General features: G+C 32.5%; 21 protein-coding genes. 10 read left to right on the top strand and 11 right to left on the bottom strand.

Annotated features, from left to right (window positions below):
* The first annotated feature begins 51 nt into the window (after positions 1 to 51).
* Both QNH69_RS07105 and tnpA read left to right on the top strand, forming a co-directional pair.
* Positions 52 to 642, top strand: a complete 591-nt coding sequence (locus tag QNH69_RS07105; RefSeq protein WP_282929799.1) for a TVP38/TMEM64 family protein — start codon at positions 52 to 54, stop codon at positions 640 to 642.
* Between the two features lie 163 nt (positions 643 to 805).
* On the top strand, positions 806 to 1,306 hold the full coding sequence (gene tnpA / locus QNH69_RS07100) for an IS200/IS605 family transposase (RefSeq protein ID WP_084593708.1): 501 nt from the start codon (positions 806 to 808) through the stop codon (positions 1,304 to 1,306).
* Between the two features lie 126 nt (positions 1,307 to 1,432).
* On the opposite strand, the gene QNH69_RS07095 is transcribed toward tnpA, so the two are convergent.
* The 3 genes from QNH69_RS07095 to QNH69_RS07085 form a co-directional block, all read right to left on the bottom strand.
* Positions 1,433 to 3,193 carry an ABC transporter ATP-binding protein gene (locus tag QNH69_RS07095; RefSeq protein WP_282929798.1) on the bottom strand — a complete coding sequence of 587 codons (1,761 nt, stop codon included), beginning with the start codon at positions 3,191 to 3,193 and terminating at the stop codon, positions 1,433 to 1,435.
* Complete coding sequence (locus QNH69_RS07090; protein ID WP_282929797.1) at positions 3,186 to 4,931, bottom strand: ABC transporter ATP-binding protein; 1,746 nt, start codon at positions 4,929 to 4,931, stop codon at positions 3,186 to 3,188. Before QNH69_RS07090 ends, QNH69_RS07095 begins: the two co-directional genes overlap by 8 nt.
* Positions 4,932 to 5,144: 213 nt before the next feature.
* Positions 5,145 to 5,774, bottom strand: a complete 630-nt coding sequence (locus QNH69_RS07085) for a hypothetical protein (RefSeq protein ID WP_282929796.1) — start codon at positions 5,772 to 5,774, stop codon at positions 5,145 to 5,147.
* A 66-nt stretch (positions 5,775 to 5,840) separates the two neighbouring features.
* On the opposite strand from QNH69_RS07085, the gene QNH69_RS07080 reads away from it, so the two are divergent.
* Both QNH69_RS07080 and holA read left to right on the top strand, forming a co-directional pair.
* On the top strand, positions 5,841 to 8,015 hold the full coding sequence (locus tag QNH69_RS07080) for a DNA internalization-related competence protein ComEC/Rec2 (RefSeq protein WP_282929795.1): 2,175 nt from the start codon (positions 5,841 to 5,843) through the stop codon (positions 8,013 to 8,015).
* A complete protein-coding gene (gene holA, locus QNH69_RS07075; RefSeq protein WP_282929794.1) occupies positions 8,012 to 9,025 on the top strand; it encodes a DNA polymerase III subunit delta in 1,014 nt (337 codons plus the stop codon). Before QNH69_RS07080 ends, holA begins: the two co-directional genes overlap by 4 nt.
* A 60-nt stretch (positions 9,026 to 9,085) precedes the next feature.
* On the opposite strand, the gene rpsT is transcribed toward holA, so the two are convergent.
* Positions 9,086 to 9,349: a 30S ribosomal protein S20 gene (gene rpsT, locus QNH69_RS07070; RefSeq protein ID WP_282929793.1), complete on the bottom strand. Its 264-nt coding sequence runs from the start codon at positions 9,347 to 9,349 to the stop codon at positions 9,086 to 9,088.
* A 154-nt stretch (positions 9,350 to 9,503) separates the two neighbouring features.
* Here rpsT and lepB point away from each other — a divergent pair, with 154 nt between their 5' ends.
* The 3 genes from lepB to QNH69_RS07055 all read left to right on the top strand — a co-directional run bounded on the left by lepB (position 9,504) and on the right by QNH69_RS07055 (position 12,984).
* The gene (gene lepB / locus QNH69_RS07065; protein ID WP_282929792.1) at positions 9,504 to 10,124 is read left to right on the top strand and encodes a signal peptidase I; all 621 of its coding nucleotides are present in this window, start codon (positions 9,504 to 9,506) and stop codon (positions 10,122 to 10,124) included.
* On the top strand, positions 10,125 to 11,942 hold the full coding sequence (gene lepA, locus QNH69_RS07060) for a translation elongation factor 4 (RefSeq protein WP_282929791.1): 1,818 nt from the start codon (positions 10,125 to 10,127) through the stop codon (positions 11,940 to 11,942).
* A gap of 88 nt (positions 11,943 to 12,030) precedes the next feature.
* Complete coding sequence (locus tag QNH69_RS07055; protein ID WP_282929790.1) at positions 12,031 to 12,984, top strand: 3-hydroxyacyl-CoA dehydrogenase; 954 nt, start codon at positions 12,031 to 12,033, stop codon at positions 12,982 to 12,984.
* Between the two features lie 47 nt (positions 12,985 to 13,031).
* Here the strand turns inward: QNH69_RS07055 and QNH69_RS07050 are convergent, their stop codons facing one another.
* The 3 genes from QNH69_RS07050 to QNH69_RS07040 are packed head-to-tail and all read right to left on the bottom strand — an operon-like array spanning position 13,032 to position 14,761.
* A complete protein-coding gene (locus tag QNH69_RS07050; RefSeq protein ID WP_282929789.1) occupies positions 13,032 to 13,394 on the bottom strand; it encodes a VOC family protein in 363 nt (120 codons plus the stop codon).
* 28 nt (positions 13,395 to 13,422) lie between these two features.
* Positions 13,423 to 14,283: a zf-HC2 domain-containing protein gene (locus tag QNH69_RS07045; RefSeq protein WP_282929788.1), complete on the bottom strand. Its 861-nt coding sequence runs from the start codon at positions 14,281 to 14,283 to the stop codon at positions 13,423 to 13,425.
* On the bottom strand, positions 14,273 to 14,761 hold the full coding sequence (locus tag QNH69_RS07040) for a sigma-70 family RNA polymerase sigma factor (RefSeq protein ID WP_282929787.1): 489 nt from the start codon (positions 14,759 to 14,761) through the stop codon (positions 14,273 to 14,275). Before QNH69_RS07040 ends, QNH69_RS07045 begins: the two co-directional genes overlap by 11 nt.
* A 94-nt stretch (positions 14,762 to 14,855) precedes the next feature.
* On the opposite strand from QNH69_RS07040, the gene QNH69_RS07035 reads away from it, so the two are divergent.
* Together QNH69_RS07035 and QNH69_RS07030 are read left to right on the top strand one after the other, a co-directional pair.
* The gene (locus tag QNH69_RS07035) at positions 14,856 to 16,013 is read left to right on the top strand and encodes an AI-2E family transporter (protein WP_282929786.1); all 1,158 of its coding nucleotides are present in this window, start codon (positions 14,856 to 14,858) and stop codon (positions 16,011 to 16,013) included.
* A 52-nt stretch (positions 16,014 to 16,065) separates the two neighbouring features.
* Positions 16,066 to 16,797 (top strand): hypothetical protein, encoded by a 732-nt coding sequence (locus QNH69_RS07030; RefSeq protein WP_282929785.1) that lies wholly within the window; start codon positions 16,066 to 16,068, stop codon positions 16,795 to 16,797.
* Between the two features lie 21 nt (positions 16,798 to 16,818).
* Here QNH69_RS07030 and QNH69_RS07025 read toward each other — a convergent pair whose 3' ends face one another.
* The 4 genes from QNH69_RS07025 to QNH69_RS07010 all read right to left on the bottom strand — a co-directional run bounded on the left by QNH69_RS07025 (position 16,819) and on the right by QNH69_RS07010 (position 20,295).
* Positions 16,819 to 17,727 carry a HAMP domain-containing sensor histidine kinase gene (locus QNH69_RS07025; protein WP_282929784.1) on the bottom strand — a complete coding sequence of 303 codons (909 nt, stop codon included), beginning with the start codon at positions 17,725 to 17,727 and terminating at the stop codon, positions 16,819 to 16,821.
* Between the two features lie 13 nt (positions 17,728 to 17,740).
* Positions 17,741 to 18,586, bottom strand: a complete 846-nt coding sequence (locus QNH69_RS07020; protein WP_282929783.1) for a hypothetical protein — start codon at positions 18,584 to 18,586, stop codon at positions 17,741 to 17,743.
* A gap of 1 nt (position 18,587) precedes the next feature.
* Positions 18,588 to 19,499 carry an ABC transporter ATP-binding protein gene (locus tag QNH69_RS07015; protein WP_282929782.1) on the bottom strand — a complete coding sequence of 304 codons (912 nt, stop codon included), beginning with the start codon at positions 19,497 to 19,499 and terminating at the stop codon, positions 18,588 to 18,590.
* A 130-nt stretch (positions 19,500 to 19,629) separates the two neighbouring features.
* A complete protein-coding gene (locus QNH69_RS07010; RefSeq protein ID WP_282929781.1) occupies positions 19,630 to 20,295 on the bottom strand; it encodes a response regulator transcription factor in 666 nt (221 codons plus the stop codon).
* A gap of 109 nt (positions 20,296 to 20,404) precedes the next feature.
* On the opposite strand from QNH69_RS07010, the gene hemW reads away from it, so the two are divergent.
* Entirely contained in the window at positions 20,405 to 21,529 is a 1,125-nt protein-coding gene (hemW, locus tag QNH69_RS07005; protein ID WP_282929780.1) for a radical SAM family heme chaperone HemW, read from the top strand.
* Positions 21,530 to 21,591: the final 62 nt, after the last annotated feature.

Below are 21,591 nucleotides of genomic sequence, written 5' to 3'. Positions count from 1 at the left end.
TTAAATAATGTATTATTGTATTATATTAATAATACAGATTAAGAAGGCTATATGAAAGAATTTATCAAGAAAAATATCTACAACATAATAGCAGTCCTAGTTTTGGTGATTCTTACAATTCTAGGCTACATTGGCTACAAAAGGGGCTTATTCAACTCGATAGATACCTTTAGAGAATTTATCCTATCCTTTGGAGTGTGGGCAAATATAATATTTATGCTAGTCCAAGTCACACAAATTGTTGTACCGATTATACCAGGAGGCCTTACTACAGTATTTGGTGTAGTAATATTTGGACCTTTCTGGGGATTTATATATAATTACATATCTATATGTGCAGGATCTATGCTAGTATTCTTCATATCTAGGACTTTTGGCAAGTCGATTATACTAAATTTCTTTGGAGAAGAAACTTTTGATAAGTATAAGCATAGGATAAAGGATAAGACATATGAAAAATTCTTTGCCTGGGCTATACTATTGCCTGTAGCACCAGATGATTTTCTCTGCTATCTAACTGGCCTTTCCGATATGAGTTTTAAAAAATATGCTACAATAATTCTTTTGTGTAAGCCACCTTCAATATTTTTATACTCCATGGGTTGGGCCATGGGATTAGAATGGTTAGTAAACAAATTTTAAAAGCGATTAGATTAAATCTAATCGCTTCTTTTTGCGTTCACTTAAGTGAGTTGAGCGAACGAATGTGAGCGAAACAAAAAACCACCTGCTATGCAGGTGGAGGGATTAAGCTTTAGCTTCAAGACCAAAAAATTCTCACTTGTAATATAATTGTGATAACCACATGCACAATAAAAACAAGGAGAATAAATTGGACAACAATAGTTTATCACATACAAAATGGAGATGTAAATATCATATAGTATTTGCCCCGAAATTTAGAAGACAAGAAATATATGGGAAACTAAAAAAAGACATAGGTCAAATACTACGAGAACTATGTCAAAGAAAAGGAATAAACATAATAGAAGCGGAGCTGTGCCCAGATCATGTCCATATGCTTATAGAAGTACCACCAAAATATAGTATCTCAGAAATAATGGGATATCTAAAAGGAAAAAGTTCACTAATAATATTTGATCGACACGCAAACTTAAAATATAAATATGGAAACAGACATTTCTGGTGTAGAGGTTATTACGTAGATACAGTAGGGCGAAATGAGAAAATGATAAAAGAATATATACAAAATCAACTAAAAGAAGACTATTATGCGGATCAAATAAGTATCAAGGAATACTATGACCCGTTTACGGGAGAGTCAGTAAAAAGAAGCAATAAATAAACTGCTTAAGCAGAAGCTGAGAAAGTGGTGCATGTGGAGATAATACTCGGAGCCCCAATAGGGGCGTGCCGGTATTCGCGCCTTCTAGGCGCTGTGGAAACTACCAGCTAAGCTGGTAGTTCTGATTTATGCATATAGTTCTGCTTGGGTGGTGAACATCTCTTTATATAATTTATTTTCTTTTAGAAGGTCTTCATGAGTTCCTTCTTCATCAATCCTGCCGTGGTTACAAACGAGTATCCTATCAGCATATTTGGTGGACGATAGTCTGTGGGAGATGAAAAGTGATGTCTGGTCCTTAGTAATGGCAAGCATATTTTCAAATATTTCTTGCTCACTACGAGGGTCTAGGGCACTAGTTGGCTCATCCATGATAATAAATTTGCCCTTATGGTTCATAGAACGTGCTAGTGCAAGTTTTTGGCCAAGACCTCCTGAAGGTTGAACTCCCTCTTTATCAAACAAGGTGGTAATATAATTTGCTTTTCCCTTTGGCAATGAATCTATCCATTTTTCTATATTTAGTAATTTAAAAGATTTTTCCATATCCTTATATGAATCATCGTCAATATCATCTGCCTTTAAGCAAGCTACATTTTCATCAATCCTAAAAGGAAAGAGTCTAAAGTCTTGGAAGGTAGGTGATAGGATTTGGTAGTAGTACCTGGTATCTATATCGGCAATATTTATCCCATTTAATAAAATCTCCCCACTAGTAGGCTCATAGAACTTACAAAGGAGTTTAACTATAGTAGACTTACCAGCACCGTTTCTGCCTACAAGGGCCACAGTCTCACCAGGATTTATGACAAAGGAACAATCTTCTAGAATGTAGTCTTCACTTGTTGGGTATTTGAAGTACACATGCTTAAATTCGATTGATACTTTACTTAAGTCGACCTTATCGATTTTTCCACCCTTATTCCAACTATCATCTATATCCAAAAACTCATATAAAGAATTGAGGGCAACATTTAATCCTGCTAGGTCAGCATAATATTCTTGAAAAACTCTCAAAGCTTCGATAAGTCTATTAAGGCAGTTGAAGTATAGGGTGAAATTGGCAATAGTAATTGTTCTTTCTATTACTTTTATAACTATATAAATAAATGATCCCACAACTCCCAAATTGTTTATGACATTCATGCCACCATTCATGGCGCCGTTTTTGCTGTAGTACTTGTGATTTGTCAAAAACATCTGATTCATGTGGTATTTTGCCTTTGAAAGTATCATATCTTCAGCATTAAATATTTTTATGTCTTTGGAGTACTTATAATCTCTAGAAAAATCATAATAGTATTTGTAAACTCTGTTATCTTTGGCTGAGTTTTCTTGATATTTCTTTTCATTTTCCTTAATGATTTTCCTAAAAGGCTTGTTTAACAAACTAAGACCTATTATCAATAAAGGTATGAGAGGATTTAAGCTTAAAAGTATGAAGATTGATACAATACCTGTAGCTACTGCTCCGGTCGCAAAGGCTAGAAACTCCAATATGGCGTAGGTCATACCCACTCCATATAGGGCTTGTTCCACTTTTTCTTGGGTTGACTTACTATCAGTAAGCTCTATTGGAAGAGATAGTACTTTTTCATTTACTGCAAAAGCCAACTCGTCGTTAAAAATTTGCAAGGTCCTCTGGTAGTAGCTTCTTGAATATGAAGCAATTAATTCGTTAGCCACATTTAATATTAAGGCTAAAACAATAAATGCAAACATGACTTCAAATCGTCTTAGGCCATTATATTCATCTATAATTAATTTCGGTGCAATTATATTAAATAGGGGAAGTAGACCTAGTAGCACGCTTATAAATATAACTTTTTTGATAAATCCAGAGTGCTTATTTTCTATTATCTTAAAAAGTCTGATGTAATTACGCATGATCTTCCTCCTTGTAATTTTTGGCTTGGATTTCAAATAATTCCTTGTATTCGCCATCAGCTTTTAACAATTCTTCATGAGTCCCTTCTTCGATGATTTCACCGTTTTTTAGGAAAACCACCTTATCACAAAACTTGGTGGAAGCTAGCCTGTGGGAGATAAATATGCTAGATTTATCCCTTGTCATTTCGTTGTAAAGCTCATATAGATCTCTTTCTGCTATGGCGTCTAGTTGAGCTGTTGGCTCATCTAAGATTAATATTTTGGCAGACTTTTTGTTGATAGCACGAGCCAAAAATAATCTTTGTTTTTGACCGCCAGATAGGTCGATTCCCTTATCATCTAAGGTTCTTAAGAGTATCTGTTCATCTTTTTTATCATATTTTGCGATAATGTCATCTAGACCAGTTTTTTCATAGACATCAGTTAAATCACAATCATTAGAATTCATAGCCACATTTTCCCTGATAGAATATGGCAAGAGTAGAGTGTCTTGGAAAATTGCTGATACTAGGTCTTTTTTGTCTATGCCATAGGAATTAATATCCTTGCCATTTAATAAAATTTCACCACTTGTTGGTTCTAGTAGTCCTGCAAGTATTAGTGCAAGAGTAGTTTTTCCGGCACCATTTTCGCCTACTAGGGCAATAGACTTATTGTTTGACAAGTCCAGGTTGATATTTTTAAGGACGTACTTGTCAGATGATGGATATTTAAATGATAGATTCTTAATTTCTATATTTACAGAATCGAAATCCATTTTTTTATAAGATTTTGTTGGGAAATCTAGTATTTTGAAATAATATTTGAAAAACTTAAGATCTCTTACTAAAAAAGCTGCTTGATTACAAAACTGATCTATCATTATCATAAAAGCAAAGACAGATGTGAATAAGACATAAAAACGTGAAATATTAATCTGGTCATTAGATAGACTTAAAATCATCCAGTAAAATATAGGGATGTCACGTATCAGAGAAATAATCCTAGATTTGATAAAAACTTTAAATGTCTTTTTATCTGCAGCGTACATCTCACTATAGCGTATATCAGTTAATGAAAAATAATACTTTCTAAAGACTTTTTTCATATCGTACATCAATATGTCAAGTTTTGATATAGGATTTTGCAGTTCATAATTTAGTTGGTGAACTTCTTCCCAGGTATGGTCGATTTTCTCCCAAAAGTCTTCGTAAATAAAAGTAATTTTATACATAATTCTGCCAATAATAGTAGTCAGAACGATTAGATATAAGACTAAGTACCAAGGCATAGCTGTAAATATCCATAGATATGCTATTAAAGATATGATTAGACCAAAGCCCATTGGCATATTTAATACAATATTGCCAAAACCATCAAAGGGATATTCGACTGCTCTTATGGCATCAGCTATAAGTTCCTTTTGCTTTTTGTCTTGCTGGTCGGCATAGGATAAATTGAGACTGTATTCTATGATATTTCTATTAAGCTGGTAGCGAAGATTGTTCATTCTCATCCTATAATTACCAGTCAAAAATGAATTTAAAAACTTCATAAGTGAAGTAGCTACAAATAGAAAGATAAAAAATGGAATGAAAAATTCTATTCCCTTATCTCTATTATCGATTACATAAGCTGGAGCTAGGATCCAGATGAAGGGTAATAGTCCATTAATTATTGCATTTATTACAATAATCACATACATAAATGGGTCCTTAGACCACATTTCTTTGAAAATAAATTTTAATTCTTTCATAAGTGCGGTAAATCCGCTTCCTCCTTGATTTTTTATTATAGTCAAAGCAAGGAGTTATATATGTACTTACTTTGACTAATTTTTAGAAACTCCGATTTTCTTATTTAGATTAATGTTCATTATTCTTCTCCTTTCTTCAAATTTTATTTAATTATAACAAATTAAAGTGATAGTGTAAATATATCTAAAAATTAAAAAAGATGGCTTTTGCCATCAATTATTGATCAAATCATCTCCTGCAATAAATTCTATATCCAAGTCATTTCCTATATTTTGACTAGAGATAATTTTAAATCCTCGGACTTTGCTTGTGTTATCAAAGCAAATATCATTATTAATTACTTCTCCAAAAGGATAAATACTTGTGATTCCGCTATTATTTTCAATTTGCACTGCTTTTGAAATAAGGAAATTAATTTGATCTTCCATAAGATTTGTATCTAGAAAATCATAAAAATTATTTATCCTTATAATAAATTTATCATCTAACAGTAGAAGTTTTATATCTTTTGACAAATAAAAAGATTGGAAAACCAGTTTAAATATGATAAAAGCTGTATTATATGTAAGATTTATCATCCTGTTTGCCTTATCCAAATGTAGGTTTACGGCAGATTTTTGGAACTTGCCTTTGACAGTGTGAATTATATTGTCCCTTTTTTCTTCGATAGATATAATTTTAAGACCAGATATATTTCCACTATCTTTTAGGAAATAGTCATTATTAGGCATAAAAATAGTGCGGTCGAGTATTACTTGTGTATTGTCACCGTTAGATCTTCTGGATACTATATTTGCCTTTATATCGGTTATTTCTGGATAATTTAGGTATAATTTTTGCATTACTTACCTTCCTTTAGTCTAAAACTATAGTTTGTACTTATGATATAATATACCCGAGGTTAGCCTATGAGAAAGAAAATTTTTTATTGCTTGCTGGGGATTATGGCAGGCATAGGATTATTCATAAATTTTGAGAGCCTATCTTTAATTAAAGTAATGGTCATTTGTGGACTTTCTGCTGGATTATTATGCCTATTTGACAAGAAATATATGATAATTCCCTTGGGTATTTTACTAGGATTTATCCTTAGTTTTTTTAATTTTAGGACTTACAAGCTAAAAGATTATAAGGAAATCAAGGCGCAGATTACTATCTTAGAAAAGCGAAAAACGGCTGATAATTATAGGTATTTTGTAAGGGTTAAGGCTAATAAGATAGATGAAAAATCAGTCTTATTTGCTGAGGAAGATTTGGACATAGGGGAAATTCTCCTTGCAGATTCAGATGTTTCAATTCCAGATACAAACACCAATCCTAATCTTTTTTCTTATAGGAAGTATTTGATTTCAAAGGGGATAGGAAGTCAGTTAGAGATTAAGAAAGTTTATAAGTCTTCATATAGCAAGAGTATTTTCCTAAAGGCGAGAAATAAGTTCTATAAGTATGTACACCAAACTTTTGAAAAAAACTTATCAAAAACTGCATCAGACTTTATAATTTCAGTTATCTTAGGAGAGAACTTAATAGAAAATGCTGACATAAAAGATTTGGGCCTTGTACATATACTCGCAGTTTCAGGTCTTCACATAGATTTGCTTATGGGATTTATCTTATTTATACTGGCGAGATTTAATTACAAGTATGGCTACGCCTTAGCTCTAGGTATCTGTCTTTTTTATGGATATTTGATAGGATTTCCTTTTTCTGTAATCAGGGTTTTGATCATAAATTTAATAGGATTTCTTGCCTTTTTAACAGCAAATCCAGAAGATAAGATAAAATCATTACTAATAGCAGGAATGCTTATATTACTAGCAAATCCTTTTGCTCTACTAAACTCAGGCTTCATCTTATCATTTGTGGCTACCAGCGCCGTTTATTTGATATATCCAAAAATAAAAAGAAGATTTTCAAATAATCAAATAAAAGAAAATTTCGCCTTTACAGGATCTATTCAGCTTGGACTTTTTCCATTTACTATATTTTACTATGGGAATATAAATCTCCTATCTATACTTGCAAACTTTTTGGTAGTGCCAATATTTACCATAGCTATGTATGTAGCCTTTGGACTAGTGGTTTTGTACCCAGTCTTGCGTTTTATAGTAAGTCCTTTTTTTAAGGTCTTGGATTTTTTATTGCTTACTATCTTAAATATTGTTAAGTTTTTAAATAGCTTTAGTCTATTTAATATAAGATTTGCTCATCCAAGTATTTTTGTGACTATATATTTATTCGTCTTGATATTGCTAATATTTTATATGAGGAGATCTAACAAGAAGTTGTTGAAGCTTTTCTATGGTATAAATCTTCTTGTAGTGAGTTTTAGTCTTTGCTATGATTATTTAAATCCAGAAATAAGTTTTACTATGATTGACATAGGCCAAGGAGATGCCTTTTTGCTTAAGGATAGGGGAGATTACTATTTATTTGATGTAGGTGGACCAAAGTATGATAATTATGATTCAGGAGAGAGGATACTTATCCCTTACCTAAATTCCTTGGGAATAAGAAATATTAAGGCAGTATTTATATCCCACGAAGATGGTGATCATGCGGGTAATATTGGTAGCGTGGTAGATAATTTCAATGTTGAAAATATTATGACTTCTAAATTAAATACAAATTCTCTAGCGACTTACAATCCTAAAATTATAAAAAAAGATGACAGAATAAAGATAAGAGATGGGTCTATTACTTGTGTCTTTGATGGGGTAGAAGGTGAGGAAAACGCCGAATCAGTAGGTTATATTATTGATATTAAGGGTATTAAAATCCTTACTTTAGGAGATTTGCCAAGTGAATATGAGGATGATCTTAATATAAGAGCTGATGTGCTCAAAGTATCCCATCACGGGTCGAGGACTTCTACTTCTAGATCTTTTGTAGAAAAAGTAGATCCACAAATCGCCCTAATTTCTGCAGGCAGAAACAACAAATATGGTCACCCGACTAGGGAAGTTATAGAAAATTTAGATGGAGTTAAGATATATAATAGTCAAATTAATGGTATGGTAAAGATAAATTTTAAAAAACAAGTTAGTGTAGAAAGCTATGTAAAAGGTGGTTATTTTAGATGAATTACAAAGAATTTATGGAAAATTTGATAGAAGATAAGGCAAAAGGAATCTACTTATTTGATTCTAAGGAAGATTATCTAAATACAACCATAATAGATTTTGCAAAGGAAAAAGTATCATTTGCTGACTTTAATCTAATAGAACTAAAGGGCAATGTAGATTTTGAGGATATGAAAAATGCCTATGAGACCTATCCTGTTATGGAAGATAGGAAATATATCATATGGAAAGATATAGATTTATCCAAAAATTCCCTCAAGGAATACGAAGATCTCCTTACAAATTTGACAGGTGATATAAAAAACTTCCCAGAATACACTACATTTCTAATATTTTCTGACTCTAGTCCCTTTAAAGGGAAATTTTACAAGGAAGTTAAAAAATACGGCAATATCGTAACAATTGATAGGCTAAATAAAAGTGAGCTTGAGAATTTTATAGGCAAGAGATTTGTCAAAGCCGGCAAGAAAATAAAAAAATCAATGCTTGCAGAAATAGTCCAAAGATTTTCCTACCTAGATAGGGATAGTGACCTTGATCTATTTGATATAGTAAATACAGTAGATAAAATCATAGCAAGTTCTGAAGATGAGATTGTAAAAGAAAAAGATGTCTACGACCAACTAGATCAGATTTTAAATCTAAACATATTTAACTTAACCGATGCCATATCAAGGAAAGATTTGAAATTAGCATCTACCACCTATCTAAATATGGTAACAAGGGATGAAGATTTGTTTATGATCTTTCATATGATTATTAGGCAATTTAGAAATATTATTGGAATCAAGACTTTATTTACTAATAATAAAAATGACGCTTATATTATGAAAAGCATAGGTATAAGTCCATATGAGCTTAGGAAGGTCAGGGGATTTATAAATAATTTTACATACGAAGAGCTTTTTGACATCCACTCTAGGCTTTTTGATATGGAAGTAAGGCAAAAATCGACAGATTTTGATATGAAAATAGAATTATTGCTTCTAATTCAGAAGATTTGCAAATAAAAAATGAGTAATTATCAGTAGTCATATGTGAGGATCCATTACTGATAATTACTCATATTATTATTGAGCGTTGTTTAATGCTCTTTGAAGTCTAGATGTTGTTCTAGCTACTTTATTTTTGTGGAATACATTTTTAGCTTCTGCTTGTTTCATTCTTTTGTCAACGTGAATGAAAATTTCGCGAGCTTTGTCGATGTCTCCAGCTTCAATTGCTTCATCAAATTTTCTGATGTATGTTTTAACTTCAGATTTGCGAGATTTGTTTTTAAGAGTATCTCTTTTTGTTGTTTCAATTCTCTTTTGAGCTGATTTAATATTAGCCATTATTTCACCCTCTTTCTTTTCAACTATTTTTGCTTGACTGATTTATTCTACCATAAAGGAAGGAAACTTACAAGTTATCTAGATTTTTTTGTCTAGATTTTTGTAGTTTTGCAAATATAGTTTATAATATAAGAAGAAATGAGAGGAATATATAATGACTGAAGAAAAAATCTATGTCCCAAATGACAGTGGGGACGATAATAAAAAAAATAAGAATGAGGAAAGTTTAACTGACATAATCTTAGATTGGATCAAGACCATAGCTATAGCTTTGTTGATAGCTACTGTAATAAAGATGTTCTTGATTGATGCTACTAAGGTGGCTGGCTTTTCTATGCAAAATACCCTCTACCATGATGATATGCTTTTGGTAGATAAGATTGGACCTCGTTTTAAGGATTACCATAGGGGAAATATTGTAATCCTAAAGGCTCCTGATGATCTTAATAAACTTTATGTTAAAAGAGTTATTGGTGTACCTGGGGATACTATAGAACTTAAAGACGAGAAAGTCTACCTAAATGGCAATGAGCTTGACGAAACATATATTTCTGTTGACTACACTTTGCCAGAGGCTGATGGAACTTTTTGGACACTCGGCGAAGATGAGTATTTTGTAATGGGAGATAATAGGGAAGAAGGAGCTAGCAATGATTCTAGAAACTTTGGACCTGTTATGAAAAATGATATAGTAGGCCATGCATTTTTGAGATTTTATCCTTTTGATGACTTTGGTAAAATAGATAGTAATCCATATGGAAATGAGACTAATTAGATGACAAAGAGAAAAGAAAATATAAGAAATTTCTCCATCATAGCTCACATAGACCATGGTAAATCCACACTTGCTGATAGGCTGATTGAAAAATCAGAACACATATCACAAAGAGAGATGACCAACCAAATGCTAGATGACATGGATCTAGAACGTGAGCGTGGTATAACAATTAAGCTTAAGTCAATTAAGATTCACTATAAGGCTAATGATGGAAAGATTTACGATTTAAATTTAATAGATACCCCAGGACATGTGGACTTTAACTACGAGGTTTCAAGATCACTTAAGGCTTGTGAGGGTGCGATTCTTGTAGTAGATGCTAGCCAAGGGGTAGAGGCACAAACACTAGCCAATACATACCTTGCCCTAGAACAAGATTTGGAAATATTGCCAGTACTAAACAAAATTGATCTACCCTCTGCTAGAGTTGATGAAATCAAAGCAGAAATTGAAAGCCAAATTGGCTTAGATACAGAGGGCATTCCCCTAGTTTCTGCTAAAACAGGCTTAAATATTGAAGATGTTTTGGAAGATATAGTAGCAAATGTCCCAGCTCCAGAAGACCACGATGATAAGCCACTAAAGGCTCTAATATTTGATTCTTATTACGATTCCTATCGTGGAGTAATATGCTATGTCAGAGTGTTTGAAGGGGTGGTAAAACCTGGCGATGAGATAAAGATGATGAATACTGGTAAGACCTACGAGGTAAATACAGTAGGCTACACCATGAAAAATCGCATAGAGACAAAAGAACTAAGATCTGGTGATGTAGGTTTTATAGAAGCTTCTATTAAGGAAGTAAAGGATGCCAGAGTTGGCGATACCATAACCCTAGCAGATGATCCTACTGAAAAAGCTTTATCTGGCTATAAGGAAGTACTTCCTATGGTTTATTCTGGTATATATCCAGCTGAGGGGGAAAGTTTTGATAAACTTCGCGATGCCCTAGAAAAGCTTCAAGTAAATGATGCGGCCCTAGTATTTGAACAAGAAAACTCCCAAGCTCTTGGTGTAGGTTTGCGTTCAGGATTTTTGGGATTGCTCCACATGGACATCATAACCCAAAGATTAGAGCGTGAATATGACCTAAATATCATAGCAACAGCTCCATCAGTTATATATAGGATCAAAACCAAGGGCAATGATAAAGAGATAGAAATCCAAAACCCAAATGATTTCCCAGATCCTGCTACAATTGACTATATCAAAGAACCAATCACAAGGACTGAGATTATAACTCCATCTGACTATATTGGCCAAGTTATGAACCTTGCCCAAAACAGACGTGGGGAACTGATAGATATGACCTATATTGACGAGACCAGAGTTTCTATCAAATACAAAATCCCACTAAATGAGGTAATATATAACTTCTTTGATAGTTTAAAATCTAGAACACGTGGCTATGCTTCTCTTGATTATGAACTAATTGGTTATCAGGAATCAGATCTAGTAAAACTTGAAATCCTAATTAACGATGAAGTTGTAGATGCCCTATCAATCATTGTCCACAGGGATAGTGCTTATACTAGGGGTCGTGGTATAGTTGAAAAGCTCAAAGATGAGATACCACGTCAACAATTTGCAATCCCTATCCAAGCAGCCATAGGTGGCAAGATTATAGCAAGGGAAACTGTAAGGGCCCTAAGAAAAGATGTTATAGCAAAGTGCTACGGGGGAGATATATCCAGGAAGAAAAAGCTTCTTGAAAAACAAAAAGAAGGTAAAAAGCGTATGCGTCAACTCGGCAGCGTAGCAGTCCCACAAGATGCCTTCCTTGCAGTACTTAAATATGACGACGACGAGAATTAAGAAAACGGTTAATAGCCGTTTTTTTGTGATATTTTTTGAAAGATTTGGGTATTATATATAAGTATAATACAGTGATAAAGGAGATAATATGGCTATAAAAAATGTTACAGTAGCAGGTGGTGGCGTGCTTGGTGCACAAATTGCATATGCTATTGCTTTTCACGGATTTGACGTAACTTTATGGGGCAGAAGTGAGGGTTCCATAGAGAGAATGAAACCAAGACTTGCAAAAATTAATGAAATTTATGCCCAAGAACTAAAATTAGCCCCAGCATATATTGGTGCAGAAAATCCAAATTATCCAAGATCTTTTTTTAATGATAAAAGTGAAATAACAGAAGAAAGAATCGAAGAACTTAAAAAAGTAAATGAAAATGCATATAAGGGACTAAAATTTTTAACAAATCTGGAAGAAGCTGTCAAAGATGCTGATCTCGTTATAGAAACAATCGCAGAAATTCCAGATGAAAAAACTGAATTTTACAAGAAATTAGCTCCATATTTAAAAGAAGATGCTATTTTAGTAACCAACTCTTCTACCTTGCTACCATCTAGTTTCAAGGAATTCACAGGAAGAGAGGAAAAATACCTATCATTGCATTTTGCTAACGATATACACAGACAAAACATTGCTGAAATCATGAGACATGATACTACAAGTGATGAAGCTACTGAAATTGTGACTCAATTTGCAAAAGATATTGGTATGTATCCAGCAGTTCTCAATAAGGAACAACCTGGATATATCCTAAATTCACTTTTAGGTCCTTTCTTAGGTGCTGGTCTAAGACTTTATGGGGCAGAAGTAGCTGATTATGATGATATAGACATGGATTGGAAAATATCTACTGGCTCACCAATGGGACCATTTGAAATTATAGATATGGTAGGACTTACAACTATTATCAACGTTGTTAAAATGAGTCCAGATGCACTTGATCCTGAAACTGATATTGGTAAAGCACTAGTAAAACTTGAGCAAATGGCTGAAAAAGGTCTGCTAGGTAGAGAAACTGGTGAAGGTTTCTATAAATATAAATAAATTATTGCACATTAAAAGTGGCCCAAGAGCCACTTTTCTTATGCTTATTACTTGTAATATACAGCCTCTATATTATTTCCATCAAAGTCGTGGAAAAATGCTGCGTAGTAGTTTGGAGCGTATTTTTCGCGTATGCCTGGACCACCGTTGTCACTTGCACCTAGTTCAATAGCCTTCTTGTAGAAGTTTTTAACTTCTTCTTCACTGTTAACTCTAAAAGCTATATGGGTTTTGTTGGGGTTGCCTTTATCAAGCCATAACTCAGGTGCTGTGTTAGAATCTTCTTTGCCAAAAGCAACCCCATATTCATCATCTGCTACTTTAGCTAATCCAATTTCATTTAAAATTTCTTCGTAAAATTTCTTTGATTTATCTAAGTTTGAAACTTGTAGTGTTATATGATCTATCATGATATCCTCCTAATAGTTTATTACCCAACTATATTTTATATTTTTCTTTTTCTTCAAAATATTGGCTTGTTGAGAATATAAAAAGGTAAATAGCAAGGGCGGTGATTAGGATGAATCCTAGGTCTCGGACTGGGTGAAAGCTTGCTAAGTCGTAACCTTTTATGAGAAAAGTAGCTATGACATAGGAAAGAGGCAAACTTACTAGTCTAATTTTCTTGAACTTATCCCATTTTCTAAAAATTGTAAATGATAAGATTAGTCCTAAAACAAATAGGCATAAAGCTATTTTTGCATAAAAAGCAAATATCAATCTAGGCAAGGAAAGAGACCCAGAATTTATTGTGTTGCCATTAGGGTCGTATAAGACCTTTGCTGCCTTGTTGCCGTTATTGTTATACAAAATTACATTGTAGTCTTTTTTATCAAGAGTGAGAACTTGCTTTTCTCCTCCCAATATCCTATCTAAATAGGAATAACTACCATCTATGTATAGAGTGTCACCATATTCGCCATTTGCGTAATCTGTGTAGATTCTTGTCACATCGTCCCTAAATTCATAGATTATCTTATCATCAGTTGATGAACTTTTGATCAATTCCTTGTCATAATCTATTTGCCTAGGATTTGTTAAAAAAGAAAATACTATCAAAAGCACTGAAAAAACCAAAGATCCAATCATTCGCGAGCGATTTTTCTTGTTTTTTTCTATACTTTGGCTTACAAATTCTAAGGGTTGGTTATTTGTAACTTCATCATCATCCAGGCTTTGATAGTAATCCCTACAAGATTTGCAAGTTTTTATGTGTTCTTCTACCAATTTTTTACTTTCTTTGCTAGAAATCCCCTCTTTGTATAGGGGGATCAAGTCTTTTATAATATTACAATCCACAATTATCCTCCAAGATATCCTTTAATTTTTCCTTTGCCCTATAATAACAAACGCAGGCCCAGTTAGACGTTTTACCGTAGATTTTTCCTATCTCCTTAAATGACAAATCATTTAACCTAAGCTTTGTAATAGACCTATAGGGTTCATCAAGCTTATCTATGGCATTATTTAGGACCTTTACATTATCTCTTTCTATGAGATTCTCTTCAAAGGAATCAATCCCTTGGTCAAACTTTTCTATGTCATCTGTTGCCATCATTAGCTTATTTTTATTATAGTAGTTGATGTAAGTATTTTTTGCTATGGTAAAAATATAGGCCTTAATATTTGTAGTTTTTTCTATTTTCTTACTATTATTTATGACTTTTAGAAAAGTTTCGCTTGTTATATCCTGGGCTATGTCCTTATTTTTACTCAAAGAGAGCAAAAATCTATACACATCTTCAAAGTATATTCTATATATTTTTTCGATATCCATTTTGCCCTCCTCATATATAAGACAATTGAGAATAATATTTCTTACAGCCATTCTTTCTGATATAATAATATTATCAAATATTAAAGGAAATGCCATGAGAATTAAAGAACTTTATGAAAGAATATTTCTAAGAACGACAATAATTGTTTTATCCATATTATTTTTAGTATTTTTAGCACCAGCCTTAATAAACGCCCTAATGCCCATAATACTAGCTCTAGTAATCGGGGGACTCTTGTCTCCATATATAAGAAAGATTGACCATATCCTGCCAATCAAACACAAGGCGGTATCCTACCTGCTTGGTACAATCCTGCTCTTGCTTTTACTATCCTTCATGGTATGGTTCATCCAATTTATAGTAAATCAAGTATCTGGACTTGTAGGTAATATCATAAGCAATTGGGATAAGATTGTATCTTCTGTAAATACTTGGATCAATGATGCCAATTCTCAGATTAACCTCATGCCAGATTATGTATCAAACACCATAAGGTCTGGCCTAAACTCACTCTATGAATGGCTGGGTAGCCTACAGAAAAACGCAATCAATATTACCTTTGGATTTACCCAAGCCTTTATAAATACATCCAATGATATAATATTTTTTGTGATTACCTTTGTAGTAGCATTTTATATAATACTTGGCGATATGCAAAATGTTTCTGATAAATACCATCTATTGATACCAGAAAAGTCAAAGAATAACCTTTCTTTGATAAGGACCGTCTTTAAGAATTCAACCTGGAATTATATAAAATCCCAACTAAAACTAGCCTTGCTGTGCACAATAATAATGGCGATTTTTCTGTTTTTCATAGGCCAACAATACTTCATACCAATAGCCCTAATATTAGGATTTGTAGACCTACTTCCTATGATTGGTCCTATAATAGTCCTCTTGCCATGGTCAATAATAGAACTACTTATCTTTGATAATACCTTCAAAGCCTTAGGACTATTGATTGTATTGACGGCTTGGACTGGGCTTAGACAAGTCATAGCTCCAAAGGTAATAGGAAGCTCTGCAGATATACACCCAATACTATCAGTCATAGCCCTTTATGCTGGACTTAAGCTTTTTGGAGTGATGGGAGCAATATTTTTGCCAGTTATATTTATATTTATTGTAGGAATTTATAGGTCAGGAATAATTGATAATTGGATATATGATTACAAAGAATTTTTCAAGTATGTTTCTAATACTTTAAACATTGGTAAAAGAAATATAGACATACCGGATGATAATTAATAAAAAATAAGTATAGTGGACTTAGTGATAACAATTATCAATAGGAGAGATTATGGACAAATATCAAGTTAAAATTTTAGATAAAAAAGAAGAATACAAAAACGTATGGACATATACTTTGGAAAAACCAGAAGCTTTGACTTGGGAGGAGGGATCTAGCTTCCACCTTGCCTTGCCTGGCTACGATGAGGGTGAAGAAGTTAATAAAAAGCTAATCCACCACCTTAGTATAAATACTTTGATAAGTGAGGGCAATATAAGATTTACAACTAAAATCCCTATAAGAAAGTCACCATTTAAAAAAGTTTTATCAAATCTTGAAGCTGGTGATATGGTCACAATCTTTAAAATCAAATCTCATATGGCTTTGAAGAGAGAAGATGCCCCTGTCATAGCCCTATCCCAAGGCCTTGCTATGTCAACTATAAGACCACTTATAAAAAGATTTGAAGAAGATAGTTCAAATATCCCAGAATTTATTAGCGTAAATGTCAATGCCAAAGACACCCATCTTTACGAAAGAGACTTTTCAAGTATTGATGATTCACTATTATTAAAATATTGGTTAGACAGTAGAAGCGACTACCTTGAAAAGATAAAAAACCTTGCAAAAAATAAAAGTGATGGATATTTTTATGTAGTAGGCAGCGAAAACTTTGTTCTAGATACCCTATATATATTAAGGGAGAATGGAATCGAAGATGACAAGCTAATAATTGACAAAAAACCAGAAAAAAGAGAAATAATCTTTAAGACTTTAGAAAATTATAAAATAATACTTTAAGAGAAAAATCTTCCAAGCATATTACTTGGAAGATTTTTTTATCTTATCAAAACTAAGGATAATTGAAAAGTATTCTCCATCGATATCTGCTGATATTTCTCCATTCATCTTTTCGGCAAGCCCCTTACAAATGGCAAGACCAAGACCTGTAGATGAACCAGTTCTTGAATCACTCGCCTTGTAAAATTCCTTAAATACATCATTTTTGTTTATTGTAAGATCGTCTTTCATTTTATTTTTACTTACAAAAATTATTTTATCATCTACTTCTCTAAGACTAAGATGAATTGGACTTTGACCATGTTCCAATATATTTTTGTAAATATTTTGAAAAATTCTACAAAGACCATCCTTGTTTGCCAATATAAAAACTTTATTTTTTGTAAAGTCTATTGTAGGTTCAATATTCCTTAATTTAAAATCTTCGTAGTAATTAAATAAAGTTTCTAGGGCAAGAGATGTAATATCAATTTTCTCCATCTCAAGTATGTATTCTTCTTCTTGAAGTTTTATAAAGGTAAATAGCTGGTCTAGGATACTATTTAGACTATTGATGCGATTTTTCATTATGGAAAGGTACTTGTCATTGTCAGAATCTTCCTTATTATCTGCTATAACCTGCAAGTAACCATCAAGGGAAGTGAGGGGAGTTCTAATATCGTGAGAAAGTCCCCTTATAGTATTTTGTAAGTACTTTTCCTTGTTGATATAAGCTTTTTCTTTATTATGATAACTATCCAAAAACTTATTGATAATCTCAGCTAATTGGTCAAAAGGTCCTATAGAAAAACCAGTAGATATTCTCATTTGCGTATTATTTTCTATAAGAAAATTTACTTCTTGGTAAATGTTATAAACTTCTCTTATCATAAGGAAGTTGACTGTTAGTGAGATTACAAGTAACAAAACAAGAATCCAGATAGCATACATAATATTTTCCCTTCTATATATCTTTTTTATTTATTATAACAGAAGATGAGACCAATGCTATAGTTCCTATTATAATTGCTACGATTAGAGATCTAGTAAGATCAGCATTAGTTGAGGCAAAATTTGTTGAGATTATATTGCCTATATTAACATAATTTGCTATAGAAAAGTCATCTGGCAAATTGATAAATAAAGATAGAAACTGGTCGCCAATACCTCTTAAAAGGTTAAAAAATATAGTAGGGTACAATAATGTAAACATCAAGGTTTTTGCTGTAGACCTAGTAAATGTAGCTACTAGTAAGATCAGCGCTAGATAGGAGATATGAGAGACTAGCTCTATTAATAAAACAAAAAATAATCTAGGATAGTTGGTAAATTTGAGCATACCATTGTTTATATAAGCTCCTGTTATAGTAAGAAGACCTGCTCCTAGGGCAAAGCTTACTATAACAAATAGAGAAGCTGTAATAAAGGTCGCTATTATATACGAACTCTTATTTTTGGTCATGCCAAGGAAGTTTTTTACAAAGCCATTGGCATAAGGATTAGTAAAAAATAGGGAACCAAAGATTATTAGAAAAATTAGGTAGGTGGATTGGGAAAAAGATGATATGACAAAGTCTTCTCCAGAATCGGTCAATTTTTCTAATTCACCTTTGTCAACATCAACCTTGACTCCATTACTATCATCATCATTTGTCTCAATGACATTTTCTTCGAAATTGTCTATATTTTTGCTAGTGTAATCGACCAGACCTACTGTTAGTAAAAATGTAAGAAGACTTGCAAAAAATATAAAATAGGAATATTTGCTTTTAAAAATTCTAGTGATTTCCATTTTCATAAGATTAAGCATATTAGGCTCCTTTGTTTTCCAATAATTTGATGTAATATTCTTCCAAGGAAGTATTGTGAACATTAAAATAATTAATCTTGATGCCAGCCTCATATAGGCAAGAGATTATCTCATTGGTATATTTGCTATCTACATATATATGAATCATATTATTATCAAGCACTCTATATGGGCCGATTTGTCCTTTATCTAGGGCAAGTATAGTCTTTTTGGGGTCATCAGTAAGGACTTCTATCCTGTCTTTGGTGGACTCTTCAAGTTCTTTTTTTGTAAAGTTTGCTACTAGAGATCCCTTGTCTATGATAGCAAAATTTGTTGCAAGCTTTCCTAGTTCATCTAATATATGTGAAGATATGAGAAAAGTTATATTATTTTCTTTGTTTAACTTAGCTATTATGTTTCTAATATCAATAATTCCTTGGGGATCTAGGCCGTTTATTGGTTCATCTAGAACCACTATATCTGGATTACCAACAAGGGCTAGGGATATGCCAAGTCTTTGTTTCATTCCGAGGGAAAAATCTTTGATCTTTTTCTTGCCAACATTTCCAAGTCCTAACAAGTCTAGAGTTTCATATATGTACTTATCGCCTACTAGTCCTAGGGACTTACCTTTAAGTAGCATATTATCGTAGGCTGTCATGGTAGGGTAAGATCCTACATTTTCTATCAGAGCTGATAGTCTTCTTTGACTTATCTTATTGTCCTCGTAAGGATTAGAAAATATTTGATAAGTTCCCGAAGTAGGTTTCGATAAATTAGCAATCATCTTCATAAAAGTAGTTTTACCAGCACCATTTTTTCCTATAAGTCCATATATATCTCCTTGGTTTATGGTCAAAGATATATTGTCTACAGCCTTGTAATTGCCAAAAGTTTTGCATAAGTTTTTTGTCTGTACTATTGGATTCATAATCGCTCCTTTCAAAAGTATCTATCTTTGTCTATCTATATAATATATGAAAATTATTAACAAAGCATATATAAAGTTTAAAGAAATCATAAAGATTAAAAAAACCATCATAATGATGGCTTAAAAATAACTATTTTGCAAGTTTAAATCCTATTCCCCAAACCGTTTCAATATAATCTTCCTTGGTGTATTTTTTAATCTTTTTTCTAAGATTAGATATATGAACGTTTATAGAATTATCTGTAGGAAGATAATAGTCTCCTTGGCTATATTCATATAAATTTTCTTTAGTAAATACTTGATTTGGATTTGAAATTAATAGTTCTAGGATTCTAAATTCTGTTTTTGTTAGAGAAAGAGCCTTATCATCAACATAAGCTTGGTAGTTATCAGTATCTAGCCTTAGGGATTTGTAGGTTAGATTTTGACCAGAATGTTCACTTCTTTTTGTAAGGATATTGACCCTGGCAAGGAGTTCTTCTAGGTTGAAGGGCTTGGTCATATAATCATCGGCTCCACCCCTTAGTAGGGCGAGTTTTGAGTCCATAGAATCTTTTGACGATAGGATTAAGACAGGAGCGTTGGTCACTTTTTTTATTTCTTCTATGACTTTCTCCCCAGCTAGTCCTGGTAGCATTAGGTCTAGGATAAATAAGTCAAAATCCTCCTTAATATATATGAGAGCTTCTGTACCAGAATAAACTTTCTTACAAGCAAAGTCATTTTTTGTCAAGACTTCAGAAATTATATTATTAATGTCATTGTCATCTTCTATGATTAGAACTTTTTTTGCCATATGTATCCCCTTTGTTTCTTTGATTAAAGTATATCACATATTAGCCTTTCTTATTATAATAGATAAATTTATTTAAACTAGTATATTTTTTATGAAAAAAGGAGTTATTATGGAAAAAGTTGGATGCTATATACACATACCATTTTGCCCAAAAAAGTGCTATTATTGTGACTTTTGTGCCTATATGAATGTGGATGCTAGGATTGATTCCTATATTAAAAATTTGAAAAAAGAAATAAATCTTTACCAAGAAAGGCTTAGTGTGGATATTGATTCCATATATATTGGAGGTGGGACCCCTTCTTATATAGATCCCGTATATATAAAAGAGATTATAGATGAAGTAAGAAAATTTAAAATAAGCGACTTAAAAGAATTTACCATAGAATGTAATCCAAACTCTATATCTAAGGAAAAACTAGCAATCTATAAGGATCTTGGTATCAATAGGATTTCACTTGGTGTCCAGTCTTTTGACGATGAAGTCTTAAGAGAAATTGGCAGAAATCATACAGCAGAAATTGCCCTAAAAGATATAGATGTGATTAGGGATGCTGGATTTGACAACTTATCCTTTGACCTCATGCTAAATCTTCCAAAGCAAGATTATAAGTCAGTTAAAAATGACCTGGAAATGGTTAAAAAGATTTCTCCTGAACATATTTCTTGGTATTCACTTATCTTAGAAGAGGGATCTAGATTTTATGCCTTGGATAAAAAGGGCAAGCTCGATTTGATGGACGATGATGATGAAGTTGATATATTTGAAGAAATTATAGAAGAACTTGATTCTTTTGGTCTTAAGCGCTATGAGATATCAAATTTTGCCAAGAAAGGCCATGAATCTTACCACAACAAAAAATACTGGGAAGGTAAGGGATATATTGCTTTTGGTATGAGTGGATCGGGCTACCTTACAAACTACAGGTACACCAATACTAGAAACTTTATTCACTATGGGCAAAAGATTAATGAGGGAAAGCTTCCGATTGATGAGATTTCCTATATAGATAAGGAAGATAGGGAAAAGGAATATATAATTTTTAAACTAAGAGAGGTGTCGGGTATAAATCTAGCAGATTTCAAAAAATTATTTGGTCATTATTTTTTGCATACTTATGAAAAGGAAATTGATCAATTCATAGATGATGACTTTTTTGTCATAGATGAAAACTTCAAATTTAGCCAAAAGGGTATGAATTTATCCAATGAATTCTATAGACTTATAATTTAATTTTATTTGCTTGACAGGGGGTGATTAGCTAGTATACTATTATTAGCAGTCGACAGTAATGA

The sequence above is a fragment of the Anaerococcus sp. Marseille-Q7828 genome (assembly GCF_949769285.1).
Lineage (GTDB): Bacteria > Bacillota > Clostridia > Tissierellales > Peptoniphilaceae > Anaerococcus.
This window is presented reverse-complemented; position numbering and strand designations above follow the sequence as displayed.